The 22,858-nt window shown below is 43.4% G+C and carries 16 protein-coding genes; 8 read left to right on the top strand and 8 right to left on the bottom strand.

The window, feature by feature from the left end; genetic code table 11:
* The first annotated feature begins 94 nt into the window (after positions 1-94).
* Both ACQ4LT_RS04050 and ACQ4LT_RS04055 read left to right on the top strand, forming a co-directional pair.
* Positions 95-1,081 carry a threonine ammonia-lyase gene (locus tag ACQ4LT_RS04050; RefSeq protein ID WP_445664738.1) on the top strand — a complete coding sequence of 329 codons (987 nt, stop codon included), beginning with the start codon at positions 95-97 and terminating at the stop codon, positions 1,079-1,081.
* Positions 1,082-1,211: 130 nt separating this feature from the next.
* A complete protein-coding gene (locus ACQ4LT_RS04055; RefSeq protein ID WP_445664739.1) occupies positions 1,212-2,231 on the top strand; it encodes a threonine aldolase family protein in 1,020 nt (339 codons plus the stop codon).
* A gap of 10 nt (positions 2,232-2,241) precedes the next feature.
* On the opposite strand, the gene ACQ4LT_RS04060 is transcribed toward ACQ4LT_RS04055, so the two are convergent.
* Together ACQ4LT_RS04060 and ACQ4LT_RS04065 are read right to left on the bottom strand one after the other, a co-directional pair.
* Positions 2,242-2,685 carry a hypothetical protein gene (locus ACQ4LT_RS04060; protein ID WP_445664740.1) on the bottom strand — a complete coding sequence of 148 codons (444 nt, stop codon included), beginning with the start codon at positions 2,683-2,685 and terminating at the stop codon, positions 2,242-2,244.
* Positions 2,686-2,741: 56 nt separating this feature from the next.
* Complete coding sequence (locus tag ACQ4LT_RS04065; RefSeq protein WP_445664741.1) at positions 2,742-3,920, bottom strand: aspartate aminotransferase family protein; 1,179 nt, start codon at positions 3,918-3,920, stop codon at positions 2,742-2,744.
* A 111-nt stretch (positions 3,921-4,031) separates the two neighbouring features.
* Here ACQ4LT_RS04065 and ACQ4LT_RS04070 point away from each other — a divergent pair, with 111 nt between their 5' ends.
* On the top strand, positions 4,032-5,279 hold the full coding sequence (locus ACQ4LT_RS04070; RefSeq protein ID WP_445664742.1) for a hypothetical protein: 1,248 nt from the start codon (positions 4,032-4,034) through the stop codon (positions 5,277-5,279).
* Positions 5,280-6,447: 1,168 nt separating this feature from the next.
* Here ACQ4LT_RS04070 and ACQ4LT_RS04075 read toward each other — a convergent pair.
* Positions 6,448-8,622: a Tex family protein gene (locus ACQ4LT_RS04075; protein ID WP_445664743.1), complete on the bottom strand. Its 2,175-nt coding sequence runs from the start codon at positions 8,620-8,622 to the stop codon at positions 6,448-6,450.
* Positions 8,623-8,735: 113 nt separating this feature from the next.
* Here ACQ4LT_RS04075 and ACQ4LT_RS04080 point away from each other — a divergent pair, with 113 nt between their 5' ends.
* Positions 8,736-9,509 carry an inositol monophosphatase family protein gene (locus ACQ4LT_RS04080; RefSeq protein WP_445664744.1) on the top strand — a complete coding sequence of 258 codons (774 nt, stop codon included), beginning with the start codon at positions 8,736-8,738 and terminating at the stop codon, positions 9,507-9,509.
* Positions 9,510-9,636: 127 nt separating this feature from the next.
* On the opposite strand, the gene ACQ4LT_RS04085 is transcribed toward ACQ4LT_RS04080, so the two are convergent.
* Positions 9,637-10,641 (bottom strand): alcohol dehydrogenase, encoded by a 1,005-nt coding sequence (locus tag ACQ4LT_RS04085; protein WP_445665062.1) that lies wholly within the window; start codon positions 10,639-10,641, stop codon positions 9,637-9,639.
* 211 nt (positions 10,642-10,852) lie between these two features.
* Between ACQ4LT_RS04085 and ACQ4LT_RS04090 the strand changes: the two genes are divergently transcribed.
* Positions 10,853-13,189 carry a hypothetical protein gene (locus ACQ4LT_RS04090; RefSeq protein WP_445664745.1) on the top strand — a complete coding sequence of 779 codons (2,337 nt, stop codon included), beginning with the start codon at positions 10,853-10,855 and terminating at the stop codon, positions 13,187-13,189.
* 232 nt (positions 13,190-13,421) lie between these two features.
* Here the strand turns inward: ACQ4LT_RS04090 and ACQ4LT_RS04095 are convergent, their stop codons facing one another.
* Positions 13,422-14,723: an ABC transporter permease gene (locus ACQ4LT_RS04095; protein ID WP_445664746.1), complete on the bottom strand. Its 1,302-nt coding sequence runs from the start codon at positions 14,721-14,723 to the stop codon at positions 13,422-13,424.
* A 3-nt stretch (positions 14,724-14,726) separates the two neighbouring features.
* The gene (locus ACQ4LT_RS04100; protein WP_445664747.1) at positions 14,727-15,647 is read right to left on the bottom strand and encodes an ABC transporter ATP-binding protein; all 921 of its coding nucleotides are present in this window, start codon (positions 15,645-15,647) and stop codon (positions 14,727-14,729) included.
* 163 nt (positions 15,648-15,810) lie between these two features.
* Here ACQ4LT_RS04100 and ACQ4LT_RS04105 point away from each other — a divergent pair, with 163 nt between their 5' ends.
* Complete coding sequence (locus ACQ4LT_RS04105; RefSeq protein ID WP_445664748.1) at positions 15,811-17,250, top strand: glycogen synthase; 1,440 nt, start codon at positions 15,811-15,813, stop codon at positions 17,248-17,250.
* 24 nt (positions 17,251-17,274) lie between these two features.
* Positions 17,275-18,546 (top strand): glucose-1-phosphate adenylyltransferase, encoded by a 1,272-nt coding sequence (locus tag ACQ4LT_RS04110; RefSeq protein WP_445664749.1) that lies wholly within the window; start codon positions 17,275-17,277, stop codon positions 18,544-18,546.
* A gap of 226 nt (positions 18,547-18,772) precedes the next feature.
* On the opposite strand, the gene ACQ4LT_RS04115 is transcribed toward ACQ4LT_RS04110, so the two are convergent.
* Positions 18,773-19,483 carry a ribonuclease H-like domain-containing protein gene (locus tag ACQ4LT_RS04115; protein WP_445664750.1) on the bottom strand — a complete coding sequence of 237 codons (711 nt, stop codon included), beginning with the start codon at positions 19,481-19,483 and terminating at the stop codon, positions 18,773-18,775.
* Between the two features lie 2 nt (positions 19,484-19,485).
* Positions 19,486-20,484 carry an asparaginase gene (locus tag ACQ4LT_RS04120; protein ID WP_445664751.1) on the bottom strand — a complete coding sequence of 333 codons (999 nt, stop codon included), beginning with the start codon at positions 20,482-20,484 and terminating at the stop codon, positions 19,486-19,488.
* Positions 20,485-20,717: 233 nt separating this feature from the next.
* Between ACQ4LT_RS04120 and ACQ4LT_RS04125 the strand changes: the two genes are divergently transcribed.
* On the top strand, positions 20,718-22,844 hold the full coding sequence (locus tag ACQ4LT_RS04125) for an elongation factor G (RefSeq protein WP_445664752.1): 2,127 nt from the start codon (positions 20,718-20,720) through the stop codon (positions 22,842-22,844).
* The last annotated feature ends 14 nt before the right edge of the window (positions 22,845-22,858 follow it).

A 22,858-nucleotide genomic window follows, 5' to 3' on the forward strand; every position in this document is an offset into this window, starting at 1 on the left:
TTTATTAGGACTGTCAAATACCCGGCATCTTTGATCTGTCAGGTATTTGACAGACATCAAGGTTTATTTAAAACTGATAAAAAATTATTCAGCTATGGAAACGATTAAAGTTCCAACTCCGAGACAGGTTGAACGGGCACGAGAAAAACTGGGTGACAAAGTTCGTCGGACGCCCGTTTGGCAGTGGAAAAGCGATGTCAAAGATCAGCTGTTAAGTGCAAAAACAAATGTGTTTTTAAAGTTGGAGCTCTTTCAGTATGCCGGCAGTTTTAAACCGCGCGGCGCGCTGATGAATATGCTGGATCTTACAGAAGAGCAGCTCAAAAATGGAGTCACCGCCGTGAGTGCCGGCAATCATGCTATTGCTGTTGCTTATGCAGCCAAATCCCTTGGCACAACGGCCAAGGTGGTCATGCCTAAAACCGCGAATTCATTTCGGGTGGAAAAATGTAAATCACACGGTGCTACCGTTGAGCTGGTAGATGATGTACATGAGGCTTTTCAACGGGTTAAGGAGATCGAAAAAGAAGAAAATCGAGCATTTATCCATCCCTTCGAAGGTGAACAAACCGCGCTGGGTACCGCAACGGTGGGACTCGAGTTTGCCCAGGATGTACCTGAATTGGATGCCGTTATTGTACCTATTGGCGGCGGAGGATTATGTGCGGGTATTGCTGCAGCAGTTAAACAGATAATTTCTGATTGCAAGGTATATGGGGTAGAGCCGGTGGGAGCTGATAGCATGAGTAAAAGTCTTAAAGCAGGAGAACCGGTCGAAATTGATGAAGTCGATACCATTGCCGATAGCCTTGGGGCGCCGCATGCAGCTCCCTATAGCTTTGGGCTGTGTCAGCGTTTTGTAGATGAAGTTATTACCATAACTGATTTGAAGATGGCACAAACTATGCGCATGATGTTTGAGGAACTGAAGCTGGCTGTAGAACCGGCCGGTGCCTCGGCCTTGGCGGCAGCAACAGGACCGCTTTCGGATGAGGTCATGAATAAAAATGTGGGAATTATCGTCTGTGGCACCAACATTGATACTGAGAGTTTCTACAGCATATTGGAAAAAACGAAGTGAGATGAACTACCCAAAAGTTCTTTTATTACTTTTAAGGTGGTAAGAATCTTAATATAAGCCAAAGAAACTAATGAATATATCATTCCACTTAGTCCCAAGGGGATGAGTACAATACAAATATAAAAAAAGGATGATTGACCTACGAAGCGATACCGTAACCAAACCTACTCCCGAAATGCGACAGGTAATGGCCGAGGCCGAAGTGGGGGATGATGTATTTGGAGAAGATCCCACGGTAAATGGTCTTGAGAAGAAGATTGCTGACATGTTCGGTTTTGAAGCCGGACTTTTTACACCCAGTGGCACGATGGCTAATCAGTTAGCCGTCAATATACTAACCGATCAGGGTGATGAAGTAATCATCGAGGAAACAGGACATATTTTTAACTATGAATCTACTGCGGCTTCGCATCTCTCATCAGTATTACTCCGACCGTTGCAAGGAACGAAGGGTAAACTCTCAGCGGATCAGTTAAAGGATGTCATCCGCGGACAAAATGAATGGGAGCCCCGAACGAAAGTTGTCGCGTTAGAGAACTCAACCAATAAAGGCGGGGGATGCTGCTATACCGAACAAGAACTGGCGGCAATAAGCTCATTTGCCACTCAAAATGATTTGTCAGTTCATCTTGACGGTGCTCGGATATGGAACGCCATAACAGCGACACAAACAGAGCCGACATTTTACAGTCGTGTTGCTGATACGATGTCGGTTTGCTTTAGTAAAGGACTCGGTGCGCCGGTGGGGTCGATGATTCTTTCATCCCAAGAAAATATTACTGAGGCACGGCGCATGCGTAAAATGTGGGGCGGGGGAATGCGTCAAATTGGATTATTAGCCGCCGCCGCTGATTATGCTGTCGAAAATCATCTGCCAAAGTTAAAAGATGATCATCGCAGGGCTCGGGAATTGGCAGAAGTTATCAGTGAATGTTCCGAACTTTCGATAGATTTGGATTCAGTAGAAACCAATATTTTGATCTTTGATGTTAAAAATATATCCGCCAAACAAGCCATTGAAAAGCTGGATGAGCATGGAATACGGGTTGTCCCATTTGGACCTCAAACGCTTCGTGCTACCTTTCATTTTCAGATTACGGATAAAGATCTCAGCAAAGTAAAAAGCGTTTTTGAACAATTATTTGATTGATCCCAATATATTACTGTCGCTTTTCATTGTTTTGGTACGATTGGAACAGCGGATTATCACGTCCCACAATTTGCAGGTTATTGAAATCACGAACACCTAGATGTAGTCGAATATAAGGGCTTACGGCTCTTAGAAAGTGCCAATAGGCACTTTTCTCCATTTCTTTTCGGTACTCTTTCATGAATTGATCCAACTCTTTTTGTGCTTCAAGAGGAGCTTGATAATACTGCGAGGATGAAGGCACATCATAAGTACCCATATCGGTAAGTGCTCCGCCCGAGACCGATCGGTTGTACTGCTGGTCGAGCTGGATGGGAGCGTTAGCTTCATCTTCTTGTTCAATGGTAACACGTGATGTGTCGGTTTCCTGCGAGAAGCTCTGCTTATATACGCCCAGCAGTAGAAAGCCACTGGTCAGAACTACGATTAAAAAGCGATACAAAGACATCCCCATATGTTGCATATTTGATTTTCACTAACTATAACAAAAAAGTTGCCATTTTGTTTTCCTTATGGGGATGTTTTTTTAATTGCTGAGATCAATACCTCTGCTAAGGTTGATAAACCTTCTTCGTTGATTACCAAAGGTGGCACTAATCGCATGACGTTTCCTTGTGTGCAGTTTGATAGCACGTTCTGATGCATCATTTCTTCTACAACCTCGCGCCCTTCAAAAGAAAGCTCTACGCCAATCATAAGCCCCCGCCCGCGAATATCAACTATTTCGGAAATATCGGTGCTTAGGTCTTCAATTTTATGTTTGAGGAAATTGCCTTTTTTAGCGGCCTGTTCCGTCAGGTTTTCATCAAGGACGGTATTTAATGCTGCCAGTGAAGCGACACAAGCCAGTGGATTTCCTCCATAGGTGCTACCGTGATCTCCATAACTCATCGTTTCTGCAACGTTATCAGAGCAGACCATCGCTCCGATCGGGAAACCTCCACCCATTGCTTTGGCCATCCCAATGATATCAGGTTGAACCCCATAATGCTCAAAGCCAAACATTTTACCGGTGCGTGCAACACCGGTTTGTACTTCATCAACAATTAAAAGAGCATTATGTTGATCGCAAAGCTCCTGAATAGTATCCATAAATTCTTGTGATGCTACATGAAGTCCACCCGAGCCCTGTATGGGTTCGATGACAATCCCAAGCGTGTCGGCATCGAAATTTTGCTTCAACGCATCTACATCATTCAACGGAATCTGCTGAAAACCGCTTAAAAGCGGGTCATAGCCCTCCGAATATTTATCCATACCCATAGATATAGTCCCCATCGTACGTCCGTGAAATGCATTGCTAACGGTTAACATCGGACCTTTTTTCTGATGAGCCTGCCCGTATTTGCGGGCCGCTTTAAGACAGGCTTCCATTGCTTCTCCGCCACTGTTACATATAAAACCCTTATCCAGACCCGAAATTTTGGATAATAATTCGAGCAATTGAGCCTGTGATTTACTGTAATAGAAGTTGGAAATATGCATCAGTTCTCCAACCTGTTTGCGTACTGCTTCCACAACATTGGGATGACAGTGCCCCAAACTATTGACTGCAATACCGGCCAGGGCATCGAGATATTTGTTGTTTTCGTCATCCCAAACATAGGCACCATTCCCTTTTGTTAATGTAACCGGATAACGGTTATAAACGGGGATATGATACTGTTCGGTAAGCTGCTGATAATTCATAAAAATTGGTTAATGTTGTAGATATTTAAAAATTGAAACAATGAAACGCTTTATACGAAGTAATAAAGCTTCGAAAAATAAGATCAATAGTAATAAAAATTTACCGAAACTATGAATAAAGTGGGTTTGCTTAGCGTTTTAATCCTAATCTTATTTACAGGAGTATCACAGGTTTTTGGTCAGGATAAAAGAGACAAAGAATCTTCAATATCGTTGAAAGAAGTATTGCAAGAAAATCGATATGAGTTATCCTTAGAAAATGACAAACTCAAGGGAGAGGGAGGGAAGTGGCTTATCCAGAAATCAAAGCAGGCTTCGGTCGTAACCATAGGAGAGATGCATGCCACAAAGGAAATTCCGAAATTGATACAGTCTCTGATTACAAGCCTGGATCAAAAAAATAAGTTTGATCACTTGGCTCTGGAAGCAAGTCCGTGGACGGTCGAAAGAATGACAGACAGTCTTAAGAAAGGTAAAGAAGTTTATAATAGTCTTATTGAGGAATACCCAAATGCTATTCCCTTTTATAATTTTAAGGCTGAACGGGATCTGGTTTACGAATTTGTCGAGCACAGCAATACAAAAGAACCAGTATGGGGATTAGATCAGGTATTTGCCTTTACTACGGGTATGGCTTTTGATCGACTTGAAGCATTAGCGCCGGATTCAGTAACTCACAATTTAGTTCAGGAAGTACGCGGGGAAACTGGGGCTGTTGATGATCCGCGTCTTAAAAAGTTACCTGACGGTATTCCTAATCCGATTTCTATTTATGTTCCTGCGAAAATTGAGAAGTTGAAACCCCATTTTGAGGATATACCTGAAGCTCAGCAGATATTGACAGAGCTGATTAAAAGCATAGAGATATATCGACTTAACGATGATGATAATTATACGTCGAACCAGGTGCGGGCAAAATATCTGCGGAAAAACTTATGGAGATTCTTTCAAAATTCTTCTGCAGAAAATCCGCGATTAATGATTAAGATTGGAGCCCGACATGCGTACCGAGGGATGACTCCAAACAATGCATTGGATGTGGGAAACTTGGCGGTATCACTTGCTGAATCTATGGATGGAGAGGCGCTAAATATTGCGGTGTTGTGTGGGCAAAATTCTAAAAATACGACCTTCCCGGCGCGTAGTGTGGAGTGTCAAAATCCTTACCTAAATGATGAGTTTCGTTCGCTTATAAAAGAGCAACCAACCTTGTTTGATTTCTCCTCTTTACATGCAAAAATGCATGACGGGAAACTAAATATTTCGGAAGATTTGGAAGTTTTTTTATGGGCATTTGATGCCGCCATTTTTATCCCAAATACCAAGCCTGCAGAACCTATAGTTTCACCGGTCAATTAGATAGCGAATAGCGGTAAGTTTCATTCATTTTTTTGAACAGATTTTTGGTATGAATCGATGGACAAAAGGGTGGAGGTGAAGAACATTTTTCTATTGAATATTTGAGTTAAAACTGTTCCGATAATGGAGTGGAAGCTGGAAGGTACTAAGGGGGGTATTTGAAGTGGATCGTGTCATTAGGAATGAAATTTACTCATTAAACTTATCTCATTGGGGAGTAATGTTAAGGTGAAGCATGTTTATAAATTAGCAGAATAGAAAAGTATATTTTGAAGAAATTTTAGTCGGAATTTCTTTTTTGAGGAACGGTGTGGCAATTTGGCATATAAAATGAGCAAATTGAAAAGAGAGTGGTAGAAGAATCAATACCGTATTGGCTTGCAATAACTTAGGGCAATTAATGTAACTTGATTTATTATTTCCGCCATAACACGCAAAGAAGCGATAAAACAAAATTGTCAAGAGTGGTGATATTTCAATTGTATATAAATATTAAATATTGCCTTATAGGTAGTTATGACAAAAACCTATAAAATACTTTAAGTATGGTTCGGTGTTAATATCGTGCGGGACTTAAATTATTTAGGTGGAAAATATGTGGTTTATAGAAGATTAGTTTGCTGATATAATATTTTGTGCGGTAAATTTAATGATATCAAGGGTTTATGAGGTAATAATAGCGGGTTTGATTATCGGATTTGTATCGATAATATCCCCCTAAATAATTTAAGTTTAAGCCTTATAGTAGCTGGGAGACAATTTTTCAGTACAATAGTTAATAATTATAAATATATGAATAGCAGTAAAATAGAATAAATAGTTAATGTGAAATTTATTTAAAAATGCAGAAACACCTCTTTGTTAGTTACAGTAAATTCTAAATCTACAGTTCAGAGCCTCTTTTCTGTAGTAGGATTTTTAATTTTTTTCGGGAGTTTAGGCGGAAAATTTTATTTAGATAAAGGAAATGGATAGGTATCTGCAGACAATATTTTGTTGTATCGGGGAGAGGAATTTCCAATACAAAATAAAAACTTGGCGAAAAATAAGGGGCTAAAACAGTTAGCAAATAAACGACTATTTAGTCCCTATAATGAATTGATTTAAGTGCTGATGGAGAACTCGATTTATACCCCAAATTAGCTAAAAATTTAAGTCTACAATTAGACTAATCTACGAGCGATAATCCAATACGTCCACGCTCCAGATCAAGCGATACAATTTTGAGTTTGAGGATATCTCCAACCGCCACAATATCGTGTGGATCTTCCACCTTTCGATCGGCCATTTCAGAGATGTGTAGCAGTCCGTCTTGCTTCACTCCGATATCCACAAAAGCACCGAAGTCAACGACGTTGCGAACGGTACCTTCGAGCACCTGACCTTCACTCAAATCTTCCATCTTCATAATATCATTTCGGAGCACAGGCTTGGGCAGAGATTCTCGAGGATCTCGTCCCGGTTTCTGCAGATTTTCGATAATCAGTTCGAGAGTCGGAACCCCAACGCCAATCTGATCGGCAACTTTCTGCTTGTCAATATTTTGGAGTTTTTCTGCAATTGTTTCTGTCTGCTCGTTCAGCTTTTCCAAATTGATGTTAAAAAGATTACAGAGCTTTTCGGTTGCCTCATAGCTTTCCGGGTGAATTGCGGTGTTGTCGAGCGGGTTGCCAGATTCGGGAATGCGCATGAATCCCGCCGCCTGCTGGAAGCGAAATTCCCCAACTCCTTTAATATCCTTTATTTGCTCGCGATTTGAGAACGTTCCTTCGGTTTCCCGATGTTCTACTATACGTTTGGCTACTCGGCTGCTTAGACCGGAAATATGGGACAATAACGGAGCACTTGCCGTATTTAGGTTCACGCCCACCTGATTTACGCAGCTTTCAACGACATCATCGAGCGATTGGGCAAGCTGATTTTGATTCACATCATGCTGATACAATCCCACGCCAATCGATTTCGGATCGATTTTTACGAGCTCGGCCAGCGGATCCTGTACGCGTCGGGCAATAGAGATATTGCCCCGCTGAGGAGCATCCAAATTCGGAAATTCTTCGGCAGCTACCTTAGATGCTGAATAGACCGAAGCCCCTGCTTCATTGACAATCATATAGTTGAGTTCTTCATCGGGGTGTTTCTCTTTTCGTTTCTGTATGAAGTTGGCCACAATTTGCTCGGTTTCTCTGCTGGCGGTTCCGTTGCCGATTGCAATAAGATTTACATCGTATTTGTCAATAAGCTTATCAAAAACTTCCTCTGCTTCAGCTACTTTCTTTTGCGGCGGAGTGGGATAAGTGGTTGCTCCCTCAAGGTACTTTCCGGTCTCGTCCACTACGGCCACCTTGCAACCGCTCCGATACGCGGGGTCGATGCCCATGACTACCTTGTGGTCAAGCGGTGGCTGCATGAGTAAATTTGATAGATTGGTAGCAAAGGTTTCGATGGCGTGCTGGTCAGCCTTTTCGGTCAGATTGTTACGGAGCTCGCGTTCCAGTGAAGGAAATAGCAGTCGTTTATAGGCATCTTCCACCGCATCCTGGATTTTTGGGACAAAAATACTTCTGTCATTTTTGATGACCACATCGTCAATATTTTCGAGCGTGATCTCATCCCATAACTCCACGTTCACAAACAGCACATTTTCGCGCTCCCCGCGATTGATCGCCAATATCTGGTACGGTTTCAGGTGTTTGGCCTTTTGAGAAAATTCGTAGTAGTCCTCAAAATTGGTGCGTTCTTCTACAGCGGGATTTTTCTCAGTCTTAATTACGGCATGCTCTTGAAAGATATCGCGCAGTTTCTCCCGCACGTCGGCCGACTCATTAATCCATTCGGCGACGACATCAAGGGCACCATCCATGGCATCCTCCGCGGATTTAACTTCCTGCTCTTCATCAACAAATTTGGCAGCGTACTCCATGGGATCGCCTTGTTCAATTTCTTGCTCCCAGATAAGCTCAGCCAGTGGTTCCAATCCTTTTTCCTTGGCCATATCGCCCTTGGTGCGGCGCTTCGGCTTGTAGGGCAGGTAGAGATCCTCCAGCGTATTCAGATCAGTACATGATTTGATTTTTTCTTCCAGCTCGTCAGTGAGCTTATCCTGCTCGTCAATAGTCTTGAGAATAGTTTTCTTGCGATCTTCGAGCGTGCGGTGGAATTCCAGTTTGTCACGCACGTTACGGATATCTTCCTCATCGAGTCCGCCGGTGGCCTCCTGACGATAACGGGCCAAAAAGGGAACAGTGGCCCCGTCATCCAAAAAGTCAGCAACGCTTTTAACCTGCTTGGATTTAAGATTTAATTCCTGTGCTATACTGCTAAAAATCTGTGAATCGGTCATGTGAAATTAGATAAAACCTATTTAGAAATACTAATTCTGCAGAATTCTGAATTCCGAATTCTGAATTCTATATTTGAGCTGCTAAAATAATCACCCTAAGAGTTTAAGTACACATGAAATTTGATTTAGATACTGTACACGAGGCGGCCATTGAAATTGCGAAAAAGGGCGGTGATCGTACGCTCAACTATTTTAATAAATCCTTTGATGTGGAGCGCAAGTCGGACGATTCTCCGGTAACAGTTGCGGATCGGGAAGTAGAAACGATTATGCGAGAGGAGATCATAAGCCGGTTTCCTAAGCACGGAATTGTGGGAGAAGAGCATGACGATCATAATCCCGAGAGCAGTGTGCAGTGGATTTTGGATCCCATCGACGGAACAAAGTCGTTTATTCACGGTGTACCACTGTATACCACGCTGATTGGAGTGGTTATTGATAGAGAGCCGGTGATCGGCATTATTTACGCTCCGGCGCTGGATGAATTCTGTGAAGCGGCGAAAGATAAAGGAACGCGTTTGAATGGAGAGAGATGCAGCGTGCGTTCTTGTGATGATCTGTCCGAGGCCAGTTTTATGAGCACGGATGTATATACTTCGGCCGAGTTTGGTTATGGGGAGGTATTTGATGCGTTGGTCGAAAAAACGCGTATTCATCGTACCTGGGGGGATGCATACGGACACATGCTCGTGGCAACGGGAAGGGCGGACTTGATGTTTGATCCGGTGTTAAATATTTGGGATGCGGCTCCTTTGTTAACCGTTCTCCAAGAGTCAGGGGGTATATTTTGTGATACGGAGGGTGATGAGACGATAGAATCAGGAAATGGTTTTTCCTGCAGCCGGGAGTTATTGCCGGAAGTATTAGAGGTGTTTGAGAATAATTAGAATTAAACCCTGTGGGTTTGGATCTAAAGTTGCGAAGGAGTTGTACTCCTAAGCAAAATAAAACTCGTTCCGCAGCAGAGCTACGGAACGAGTTTGTACTAAAACACTGTGGATTTGAAGATCGATATCACATTTCCAAAACCACGCGAAACCGTGCCTCATTATTGATCATCCGATCGTAAGCTTCGTTAGCTTCCTCAAGGGGATAGGTTTCGATGGTAGGCGTGATATCTGTTAGCGCACTAAAGTCAAGCGTGTCTTCGGAATCTTTAGCTGTGCCGCTGGGCCATCCGCGAACAGATTTTCGTCCCATAATTAGTTGAAACGGACTTACTTCGACCGGCTCACCGGTGGCAGCTACAATCATCAGCGTGCCGTCGGTACCAAGCCCGTCAATGACCGATGTAATGGCATCACTGTTGGGAGCGGTGGCCAAAATAACTTTTGCTCCGCCCAGTTTTTGAAGTTCTTCGGCGGCATCGGTGGCTTCGGTGTCAACAAAGTGATCGGCGCCCAACCCATAAGCCAAGTCACGTTTATCGGTGCCACGGGACAGGGCTACAACTTCACATCCGAATTTATGTGCGTACTGCACAGCTAAGTGACCGAGTCCGCCAATGCCTTGAACAGCCACCAAATCACCTGGGTTTAGATCGCTGTTGCGCAGAGCATTAAAAGTGGTGATGCCGGCACAAAGCAGGGGCGCCGCTTCCGCAGAATTGAGTGATTCGGGGACATCGGCAAGTGCATTTTGCGGAGCTGTCATATACTCGGCATAGCCGCCGTCAAAGCTGAGTCCCGTTACCTGGGCATTCTCACAGTTAATGAAATCACCCTTGCGGCAGGCTTCGCATTGGTGGCAATGTCCGCCATGCCAGCCTACCCCAACGCGCTGACCCTCGTTCCATTCCGAGACGTTGCCGCCGACTGATTCTATTGTTCCAATTACTTCGTGTCCCGGCACGCGCGGATATTCAATACCCGGCATGGTTCCGTCTTTCACAAAGGCATCGCTGTGACAGATACCGCAGGCTTGTACTTTGATTAATACTTCATCTGCAGAGGGAGTAGGAATGTCTTTCTCTACGAGTTCAAAATCCGACTCCGGTTCTGATACTTGCATTGCTTTCATCTTACCCATGAGAAAAAAATATTTTAGTGTTAAACTTTTTGCACACCTGTTTAACAGAAATGAATGGCTTATCATTTACGGCTTACGGAACAAATTAAAAAAGCTTCACTTAGATTTATCGGAAAGTATAAGACTCCTTATATTCCTGCGTTACAATATTGTGTGACTAAAAATTAGAAGTGAATTTTAAATACTTAATGTGATATTGCTCATGCGTAGAAATCGTATTGATTCCTTTCCTCGTGTTCTCTTTTTAGCTGGTTTTATGATTTTGATGATCCTGGTGTCTGCTGATTTGAAGGCACAGTCATTTGATCATGAACCTTATCCAAAATTGGATTTCAACTTTGTCAGCTTAGAACTCAGTTTGGGAGTCCAGCCACAAAACTTGCGTATTGATGGAGAGGCGAAATATCAGGTTGAGGCAAATATAAGTGGAGCCGATACGCTCACACTTTATGCTTCTCATCTGGATATCAGTAACGTTTCGGTGAATGGGGAAGCAGCGGACTTTTCGCTCCAAAATGATTCTCTGTTTATTCCCGTAGATGATTCTACAGAAGCGGGATCGCAGTATGATGTCAATATCCGGTATTCAGGTCGTCCGCAGTTTGGTGTATTACAAAATCACAATGAAACGATGTGGACCTCTCTGCTTCCACGGGGACACCGCCACTGGGTTCCGATTGTGGATCATCCACAGGTGACGTTGAAAACGACATTGAATATTTCTGTTCCATCAGGTGTACAGGTTTGGGCGACGGGAGAAAAAGTAGAAGAAGAGGTGCTTTCAGTGGATGCCATGCGTTATGAGTTTGCGTCACAAAAAGAGGTGCCGACCTCCAGTTTGGCTTTTGCAATCGGAGGCTTTGAGAACCAATCCACCAGTTACGGTGAAAAGAAAATCAATCTGGCAGTTGAGAAATCACTGGGCAGTGAAATCGATCCGCAAAAAGTACTACAGGATGCACAAGATTATCTGGGGTCGGTAGAGGGAAAGTTGCAGCGCCAATATCCTTTTGAACAGTTGCATGTTGTGGTGCTGGAAGATCACAATGGAGAGACAAAATCGTGGGGCGCATCGACCATATTTTTGTATAAAAATCGTGGAGATTTAAATACCCAATTGATGCGCGGCATAATCGGACAGTGGTTTGGGGTGCATCAGCGTGAGCGAGAGTGGAAGGAGGCTGATGCCATTACATTGAGCCAAACGTTGTTGTTCCAGGAGTTGATGTCAGATAGTAGGACGTTAAGCAGTAAAGATCAGCCGCAAGGGTTTGCCCATTCGTTGTATTCGCAGTTTGGACCGGAGCGCTGGAATAGCTGGCAAAATGGTATTAGAGAGTGGCAAGATGAATCCGTAAAAGCATTTATGCGGGATTCGATAAGTAAAATGCTGGATCTTGGAGGGGTGATCAGCTGGGATGAGTATGCGGATTTTTGGTACGACCATATTGGTCAACCGCTATTTGAACGACCTCAATTTTCTTTTGATACCGCGGAATCTTCATCCCAAACAGATTCTGTAGCTTATGAAGTTTATTATGATTTCAATGAGGCGGAGGGAGAGCTTAAACTGCGATTTGAGGCCACAAAGGGTTATTTCGGAGAACTTACGACGATAGAAGCGCGTGAGGTATATCCGGGAAAAGTGGATGCTTCGGAAGTGACATTTACCGGTAAGGAGGATTCCATTGTGCTGCAGGTACAGCCGACGATTAATACCCTACAATTGTCTTCTGAAGATTATCCTACATTGACGCTCGATGAGTTTAAGCCGTCCTCATTTTTGATTAATGAGCTTCGCAACGGAGAAACGGTCGAGGAACGTGCGGAAGCGGCACGTAAGCTGGGATATCACAGTGATAATCCCGATCTGCAATTGGCCATTCAGGACTTTATGAAACGGGATCTGGAACCCGAGGTAGAGGCGGGACTGCTGCTTTCCATGGCGGATATCACGGATGGTGCATCCGGTACTGAACAAGTATTTTTAGATGCGTTGAAGAGTGACCATGAAGTTATTCGTGAGGCGGGATTAATGGCACTGCAAAATTATCCTCAGAATAGTACGGTCATTAATACGGTACAAGCAGTCGGTCAACGAGCTGATAAGCTGCAAATGTTCAAAAAAGCTACGGAAATATTGACGGTTGTGATGGCTGAGGAGTCGTTCAGCGGATTTGTGGAGTCGGTTGTTAAGGCAGATACGGTGGGACATCGATCAATCTTTGCTATCAAGCAGCTGGCCAATGTAGGGAAAACTGAAGATGCTGTAGAACAGGCCAATTTGTTTACAGAAAGTCAATATTCGTATGATATCCGGAGTGCAGCGTTGCAGATTTTAATTCAGCATGATCATGCGGCTTCTGATTGGTTAAGTCGGGGGCAAGAGTTACTCCAAGAGGCAGATCCGCGCATCCGATTCTTGGTAATACGGGGAATGGAACAGAATATAAATGATGAAATCCGGCAGTTTCTAATGGATTACAGGCAAGATGAATATGATGCTCGTATTCATCAAAAAATAAAGGATATTCTTTAAGGTGTGATTATGATAAAATCCTTTTAACTTCTCGTACCAATGTTATGTATAATCACATAGATAGTGACTGAATTGGGCCACAGAGAACGTTTCGCAGTGGAGCCCGCCTTCGCCGAAACTTTTCAGCAGAAAGTAAAAATTGTAATAAATGGCTACGTGCAGGCAGGCTACGGAACGAGAATGTAAATGGTTTTACTCGATACTGATCACTCCCTACTCATCACTAAATTTATCACTGACGAACCCATTTCATGAGCTCTTTCCAATTGGTACTTTTGCCATAGCTGAGTATACCTACGCTGTAGATTTTAGCACTCAGCCACATTGTTCCAATAAAGGTGCCAATCATCAATAAAATTGAGAGTCCAATTTGCCAGAAGGGGACATCCGTAATAGCGATACGGGTAATCATCACTATAGGCGTGCAGAAAGGTATTAATGAGCCAATAACTGAAAGCGTGCCATCGGGATTGTTCATGGTTTGGAACATGATCATATAGGCCACAAAAATAGGAACCATGACAGGAAACATATACTGTTGGGTGTCGGCTTCAGAGTCCACGGCGGAGCCAATAGCCGCAAAAATGGAAGCGTAAATCAGGTATCCAAGGATAAAAAAGATAGCAAAGTAGATGATCAGCGAAGTTTCAATGGTAGGAATCGAAAACATCTCGGGATTGATGCCTTGTGAGGTTTGAGCTGTTTGGGCTGTCTCGGGCATGTTTGACATTTGCTCGCTGAGAAATATTCCGGCTAAAGGTCCTGCTGCCGCGGCAAGTCCCAGCAGAGAAGCCACCCAAAAAGTCATTTGGGTGAGAGCCAAGGCTCCTATACCCGCCAACTTTCCGAAAAGAAGCTCGATGGGTTTTACTGAGGATGCAATAACTTCAATAATGCGATTGGTTTTTTCTTCGATTACACTTCGGGTAATCAGGCCGCCATATCCCGAAATTGCCCCAAAAATGATGGCTCCCATGATAAGACCAACAATGGTTAAAAAGCCTGTATCATCTTCTGTTTCTTCGCCTGTTTCGGTAAGTTTTGTTGTTGTTAGGGTAATATCACTCTCATAAATTTTTTGAACATCTTCTGATACATTGGCCCGTGCGAGCCGCTCATTACGGATAACTTCGCGTAAATCAGTACGCAGGGTATTTTGCAGTTTGAGTCCGCCACTGCCACTGGATACAAATTCCGGATCTTTTTGTCCCTCAATATGAGTCTCATCAAGAATGATAAATCCATCAATTTCTTCGTGTTGGATTAATGCTTGCAAAGAATCTTCGGCAAGATGAGATAAGTTTTTATATCGTTTGGGAGCTATTTCCTGCAGGCGGGGATAAAGAACTTCGGTTTTGTCGGCTATGCCGATGGTCTGTTCGGTATCGGAATCCCACACGGAAATACCCACTACAATTCCAAAAAAGGCAACCATCCCAAGTGGAATTAAAACGGTAGCAAGGATAAAAGCTTTAGAACGGATGCGGGTCATATATTCCCGCTTAAGTACGAGTAAAATTTGACGCAAACTCATGAATTAGCTCAATTCTTTTGGATTAATATTATCTTCGCCAACGGTGGAGATAAAGATTTCGGTAAGCGAGGGTTCGACCCGTTCAAACTTATAAATTTCAGCGTGATCAATCGCTTTTTTGAGAATCTCCTGCATGGATTGCCCGTCGAGTATCCGGATTTCGGCATAATTAGCCGATCGATTGTTAATCCGTACTTGTTGCAGTTCATCCAGAAAAGCATCGTTACCTTCAAATTCTATATTGATGGTGTTTTTACCATAACGTTGTTTTATCTCGCGCAGATTGCCGTTCAACACGGCCTTACCATTATTAAATAGGCAGATATCGTCACACATCTGTTCGACTTGTTCCATTCGGTGCGTTGAAAATAGAATGGTATTACCGTTGTCGCGCAGATCGATGACAATATCTTTAAGCATTTCACTGTTGATGGGATCAAGACCACTGAACGGTTCATCAAAGATATAGATGTCGGGATTATGTGCGATTGTAGCGATAAACTGAATTTTTTGGGACATTCCCTTGGAGAGCTCACCAACCTTTTTATCGAACCAGTCGGTTGCTTCAAAGCGATCGAGCCAGTAGCGAATTTTCTTTTTGGCTTCCTCGTGTGATAATCCCTTGAGTTGTGCCAGATAAATGAGTTGTTCGCCCACTTTCATTTTTTTGTACAGTCCGCGCTCTTCGGGCATGTAGCCAATCATGCTCTGCGTCTTTGAACTTACGGGGTAACCGTTAATAGTTACGGTACCACTGTCGGCAATAAGGATGTGGTTAATAATACGGATAGCTGTTGTTTTACCGGCGCCATTCGGACCGAGCAACCCAAAAATGCGTCCTCGGGGAATTTCAAAACTCACATTATTAACGGCTTGGGTATCGCCAAAAGATTTTGAAATATTATTTACTTCAATTACAGCCATATATACGATTGATGATTATTTTTGACTGAAAGTAGGATAAAGTTATCGATAAAGAAAGATTTTGATTGAAGCATAAAGTTTTGATTATTTCAACGTAATTTAAATGCAGTAAAATGTTACTCAACAAAGAGTATTACTGCCTGTTTATAACTCTATTTCAAAAATGAAAATATTCCATTTAAGTGCCGAATGTTATCCCGTTGCGAAAGTGGGTGGATTAGCCGATGTGGTTGGGGCGCTGCCAAAGTATCTCAACAAAGAAATAGCCGAGGCGTCGGTAGTGATGCCCAAGTATGCCAATGAGTGGATGGAAGAACATACTTTTGAAACGGTGTTGCACGGCAGTGCACCACTGGGAGATTGGCAGTTTGAGTTTTCGATCGAACGAGAAACCGAAGGTACGTTGGGGTTTCCATTGTATGTGGTAGACATTCCCGGTCGATTCGATCGCCGCGGTATTTATACCGATGCTGATACGGGCAATAGTTACTGGGATGATTTTGAGCGTTTTGCCAGTTTTCAAATTGCTGTGTTAGACTGGTTTAACGGGATGAAGGAAAAGCCCGATTTGCTGCATTGCCACGACCACCATACCGGGCTGGTGCCTTTTATGCTCACCGAGTGTTATCGTTATAATGATCTGAATCATATTCCTACAGTACTTACGGTGCATAATGCAGAATATCACGGTGCGTATGATCGAGGGAAAGCTCATTTGTTACCCAACTTTGATGACCAGAACTTTGGCTTGCTTGATTGGGATGGCGAATTGAACTGTTTGGCTGCCGGACTTAAAACCTGCTGGCAGATTACTACGGTTTCCGAATCGTATATGAAGGAGCTATCGTATAACAGTAATGGCCTGGAATGGCTGTTTCAAAACGAGGAACAGAAGTCGCGTGGTATAATCAACGGGATTGATACCAATGTCTGGGATCCCAATAAGGACCCAATGATTGCGCATTCATTTAACAAGCGCAAAATGGCAGCCGGTAAGCGAAAAAATAAGAAGGTACTTTGCGAAGAATTCGGTCTGGATCCGCAGCATCCAACGATATCATTTATTGGCCGGCTGGTTCACGAAAAGGGGGCTGATCTGTTGCCCGATCTTTTCCGTTCATTTTTGGAATCCGAGCAGTCCGTTAATTTTATTGTGTTGGGCACTGGTGATCGCGAGCTACATCATCAGTTTGAATCGATGAGTAACCGTTTTATCGGTTATTTTGATGCTACTTTAGATTATAACGAATCATTGGCGCATCAGATTTATGCCGGTAGCGACTTTATGATTATGCCGTCGCGCGTAGAACCATGCGGACTCAATCAAATGTACTGCATGCGCTATGGAACCGTACCTATTGTACGTAATGTTGGTGGCTTGAAAGATACTGTAGTTGATATTAGCAGAGATGACGGTTATGGAATTACCTTCAACGATTTTACCTTTCATGCAGCGCAGGATGCAGTACAACGAGCAATCGAGCTGTTTAAAGATGGACGAAAAATGGCGGGCATTCGAAAAAGAATTATGAATCTTGATTTTTCTTGGAATGCCTCGGCCAAAGAATATATTAAAATGTATACCGAGCTGATTGAACAATAGTCAATTTACAGATAAACAATATTTATGCGTAGAAAAGTAATTGCGGTTATTTTAGGTGGTGGACAGGGGACTCGATTATTTCCATTAACCAAGATGCGATCAAAGCCTGCAGTACCGGTGGCTGGTAAGTACCGGCTGGTGGATATTCCTATTTCGAACTGTATTAACTCTGGTGTTCGTCGCATATATGTGCTTACACAATTTAATTCTGCCTCACTAAATCGGCATATCAAAAACTCCTATAATTTTGATGTGTTCAGCAGAGGTTTTGTAGATATTTTAGCAGCTGAGCAGACTCCTGAGAGTAAAAATTGGTATCAAGGCACTGCTGATGCAGTTCGTCAGTCCATTCATCACATGGAAAACCACAGCCACGAGCATGTGCTTATTTTATCCGGAGATCAGCTCTATCAGATGGACTATCGTAAGATGATGAAAAAGCACGAAGATAATGATGCCGATATTACCATTGGTACCATTCCCGTAGTTGCTGAAGATGCGACAGGATTTGGTATCATGAAAACAAATAAAGAAGGCTTTATCGAAAGCTTTGTTGAAAAACCGGACTTTGATGATCTTGACCAATGGAAGTCAAATACCCCGGAGAAATTTAAAAAGGATGGTCGAGTATATTTAGCTTCAATGGGGATTTACATCTTTAAAAAAGATATTCTCAACGACTTATTCGCTGAGTACGAAGACGCTACCGATTTTGGTAAAGAGATTATTCCTGAGGCGATTAAAGAGGATTATCAGGTACAAAGTTATGAGTTTGACGGCTATTGGACCGATATCGGAACGATAAAGTCATTCTTTGAAGCAAACTTGGCACTTACCGATGATCTTCCGGAATTTAATCTGTATGATAACGAAGATTTTATTTATACCCATGCCCGCATGCTTCCCGCATCTAAACTGTCGGGAACTACTTTTGACCATTCGGTATTGGCCGAAGGTTGCATAGTTGAAGCCAGTCGTATTGAGCGATCGGTCATTGGTATCCGATCACGAATAGGTAAGGGAACCACAATCGAACATTCTATTATTATGGGTAACGATTTCTTCCAGTCGCAGAAAGAGATCGAGCAAAGCACGGATGATAATCCTCCCATGGGTATTGGCCAGCGCTGTTTTATCAGCAACGCCATTATCGATAAGAATGTTAAAATTGGAGATGACGTACGAATTGCCGGTGGAGATCATCTCGAAGACGGAGAATACGAAAACTATCACGTTGTAGATGGTATCGTGATTATCCCAAAAGGGGAGGTCATTGAAGACGGGACGAAGATATAGTCATGAGTAGTGAGTGATGAGTAATAAGACAAACTTTTTAACTCAATACTTTTCTCATTTCGTGACTCTGCTGCGAAACGATATAAATCCTTAACAAAGTATCTTCAAAGATCTCGATCCGCAGCTTTTGCTGCAGATTTTTTATTCTCGTAGTCTATCTACTTCCTAAGAAAAAATTCCACTCGAAGGCTGTAAATTTGATATCGGATGGAAAAATGGGAAGAGCTTATTCCCCCTCCTGAATTTCTTTGAGCTTATTCATCGCACGGTCGTTGAGATTATCGAATAACTCCTTGTCTATATCCCCGACAGTATATTTCAGGTGTAGCCAAACGACGTAGGTTGCCATCACATCTTCGTAGCAATAGTGCTCGATTTCAGCCAGCTTATCCTCGCGGAACATTTTTAAAACTTCATTGCCTTCACCGGTCTGCTTAAAGGGGATATTGATAAGATAGCCTAAGTGCTTGAGCTTCGGCCAAGAGCTGGCCCCGTAATTGCTAAACTCATCAAGGAGGTCAACATTGTCGTTGCTGTAGCGATATTTGATATCGTAATGATTGAGACGCTTGGGCATCTGTAGTCCGTGTTTAAGGGCACGATAGGTAAGTAGTGGAAGATCAAAACCGCGCCCGTTGTGATGCACCAATCCAAAATCCTTATAGGTGCTGAGGGCGTCAAAAATTTTTTCCAGTCCCTCTTTTTCATCAGTGCCGTGCCAGCTCACTTTTTGTTTGGGCATACCGTTATTCTCAATCCATAGGCCTACCCACGAAATCATTTTGTGGTACATCGGCGGTAGAAACCCCGATGAGTTGCGCGCCAAATCTTCGCTGGCCTGTATCAGTAATTCATCATCATTGGTTTCGGGGTTTTCGATAACTTGTCGGACAAATTCAAAATCGGGGATGGTTTCAACATCAAAAACAAAAAACATAATTACTCCGTTATTTCTCCAACTAAATTCCTGTTAAACTGCTCGGCTACTGTTTTATTATCGTCATGCTTGGCAAGAAGATACATTATTTTTGTAAGGGTTGCTTCGGTTGTCATATCTTTGGCGCTGAGGGCTCCCAGTTTCAGTGCTTCGCGTCCGCTTTCATAATTGTTAAGCTCCACTGCATCATAGGCCGCCTGTGAAGTGATAATTAACAGAATGTCATTTTGAAGACATTTTTTGAAGAAAGGGAGTAGGCCTTGTTCTCCGTGAATGGGAAAGTTTCCGCTTCCAAATGCCTCGACGATGAGTGCTCGATTATCACCGAAATTAATTTGGCTAAGAAAATCGGGATTCAAATTGGGATAGATCTTCAGGAGAAAAACCTGATCCGAAAAATTTGTGGCTACTTCCAGCGGTTTTGAAGGAGCGTGCACGTGATCACGAATTTCAATATTGAGTCCGATTTCTGCCAGGGGCGGGTAATTGGGGGAGGCAAAGGCATCAAAATCTCCGATACTCATTTTGGTTGCTCGATTGCCCCGGTAGACAAAATCATTGAAACAGATCGCTACTTCGGGCAAAGGCATTGTGGCTATCTCAATAGCATTGACCAGGTTGCGTCGGGCGTCGCTGCGGATATTACTCATGGGTACCTGACTTCCGGTTAGGATGATCGGTTTATCCAACCCCTGTAAAGCAAATGACAGCGCCGATGCTGTATAAGCCATGGTATCGGTGCCGTGCAGAACCACAAAACCGTCGTAATCCTCATAATTGTTGCGGATGAAATCAGCTATTGCTGCCCAGTGCCTCTTGTTTATGTCGGAACTGTCCTCAAAAAAGAGCCGCTCCATTTTTATGTCAGCAATTTTTGAAAGTTCGGGAATGGCCTGGTACATCAGCTCGGTCCACTTTTGGGGATTCAGCGTTGGCTTTTGGCCGTCGCTGGCATCCATGGCAATAGTACCGCCCGTTTGGATAAGTAAAATACTTTTCATCAATGATATCTGGTTTAAATTAAATCCGCAGCTAATGTTACCAAATTTAGCGCAAAGTATTGAGTTCAAATCTTTTTTTGCCTTACTTGTCTAAAGACAATCCAACGCACCGGAGTGATCAATGGTTGAAATAACTGTATTACATGTCAGCTTTTCTAAAATTTATCGCTTTTATGGTATAGTTACAGAGCGCTTTGGTGCTTTTTCCTTCATCCCTAAAACGGAGGTAGCCTATGAATGTTTACAAACCATTAAAAATCAGAAACGTTGTACTGTTGGGACATGCCGGATCGGGTAAAACTACGCTGGCAGAAACGATGTTATTTGAATCTGGGAATAAAGAAAGGCGCGGTTCCATTGAACAGAAAAATACTTCATCGGATTATCATGAGGTTGAGCACGAAAAGGGTAAATCCGTGTTTTCGAGTCTGTTAAATCTGGATTGGAGAGGCAGTAAAATAAATCTAATAGATACGCCGGGTACGGCCGATTATATAGGAGAAGTTGTTGGGCCGTTACGAGTAGCCGACACGGCAATATTTGCGTTAAATGCCGAATACGGTGTGGAAGTGGGTACCGAACTACATTGGAAATTTACGGAGAAGTATAATATTCCATCGCTTATTATTGTGAATAAACCGGATAACGAATACTCTGATTTCCAGAAGGCAGTGGATATGGCTAAGGAACGATTCGGCCGCGGTGTGGTTGTTGTGCAGTATCCCTTCAGCGAAGGCGAAGATTTCCATGCGATTATTGATGTTTTGAAAATGACGATGTACGAATTTCCGGAGGATGGGGGCAAGCCCGACAAATTGCCAATTCCGGATTCGCATAAATCACAGGCTGAGCTGCTTCATAATGAATTGGTAGAGGCAGTGGCAGAAAATGATGAAACGCTCTTGGATTTGTACCTGGAGCAGGGAGAACTTACGGAAAGCCAGATGCGAAAAGGGCTTCATCAATCGTTGTTGAATCGGGATATATTTCCACTGTTCTGCTGCTGTGCCAAACGAAATATGGGTACCGGCCGCGTCATGGGATTTTTGGGAAATGTGGCTCCCAATCCGCTTGAAGCCAATCCTCCGAAATCTATGGATGGCGAAGAAGTTGAGCCGGATACGGATGGTGATCCGCTGATGTTTGTATGGAAGAACAGTTCGGAATCGCACGTAGGAGATATGCTCTATTTTAAATCCTACGGCGGGACTGTAAAACCGGGGCAGGATCTTGTCAATCACTCAACGGGAAGCGGTGTGCGTCTGTCCGGACTCTACTGGGTGAATGGTAATAAGCGCGGGGAGGCTAATAAGGTACTGACTGGAGATTTAGCAGCAGCTGTAAAATTGAAGAATACCGGGGTTAATGATACGTTGCATCCCAAAGGCGGGGAAGTAGAGATTGAACCTATTTATTTTCCTGATCCTATAATACGTACGGCTATCAAGCTAAAGCATGAGGGAGAGGAAGATAAGCTGGGCAACGCTTTGCATCAGCTGCAGCGCGAAGATCCCTCGATGCAGGTTGAGCACAGCCAGGAGTTAAAACAGGTAATTGTTCACGGGCAGGGAGAAGAGCATCTGGCAGTGATCAAATATGCGCTAAAAACGCGCTTTAATATCGAATTGGAATACGTTCAGCCCAAAATTCCGTATCGTGAGACGATTACCAAAGCTGTTCGGACGGAGTATAAACATAAAAAGCAGTCGGGCGGAGCGGGACAATATGCTGCTGTGTCGATGCTGATGGAACCGTTGAAGGATAACATGCCCGAACACGATGATCTGAAGGTACGCGATACGCAGGAAATAGATCTGGAGTGGGGCGGCAAACTTATCTTTCGAAATTGTATTGTGGGTGGTGTGATAGATAATCGTTTTATGCCGGCTATCCTGAAGGGTATCATGGAGAAGATGGAAGCCGGTCCGCTGAGCAACTGTCGTGTTCGGGATCTGCGTATTTCGGTGTATGATGGCGATATGCACTCGGTGGATTCTAATGATGCGGCATTCCGCACTGCGGCGCTCATGGCTTTCAGGGAGGGATTTCTGGATGCAAAACCCAAGTTAATGGAACCTATTTATACTATTGAGGTTACGGTGCCGGCTGACTATATGGGAGATGTGATGAGTGATATCAGCACGCGGCGTGGACAGATTATGGGAATGGATTCGGAGGGATCTATCCAGAAAATAAAAGCCCAGGTTCCACTCGAGGAGCTCGATCACTACGCTACCCGGCTTAAATCCATAACTCAGGGCAGTGCCCGATATAGTCGGGAGTTTTCACACTATGATCAGGTGCCACATGATATTCAACAGCGCGTAATGGAAGAAACAATGCAGATGCAGGAGGCTTAACTGCAAGTAAGTGG

The sequence above is a fragment of the Fodinibius sp. AD559 genome, from assembly GCF_052712805.1.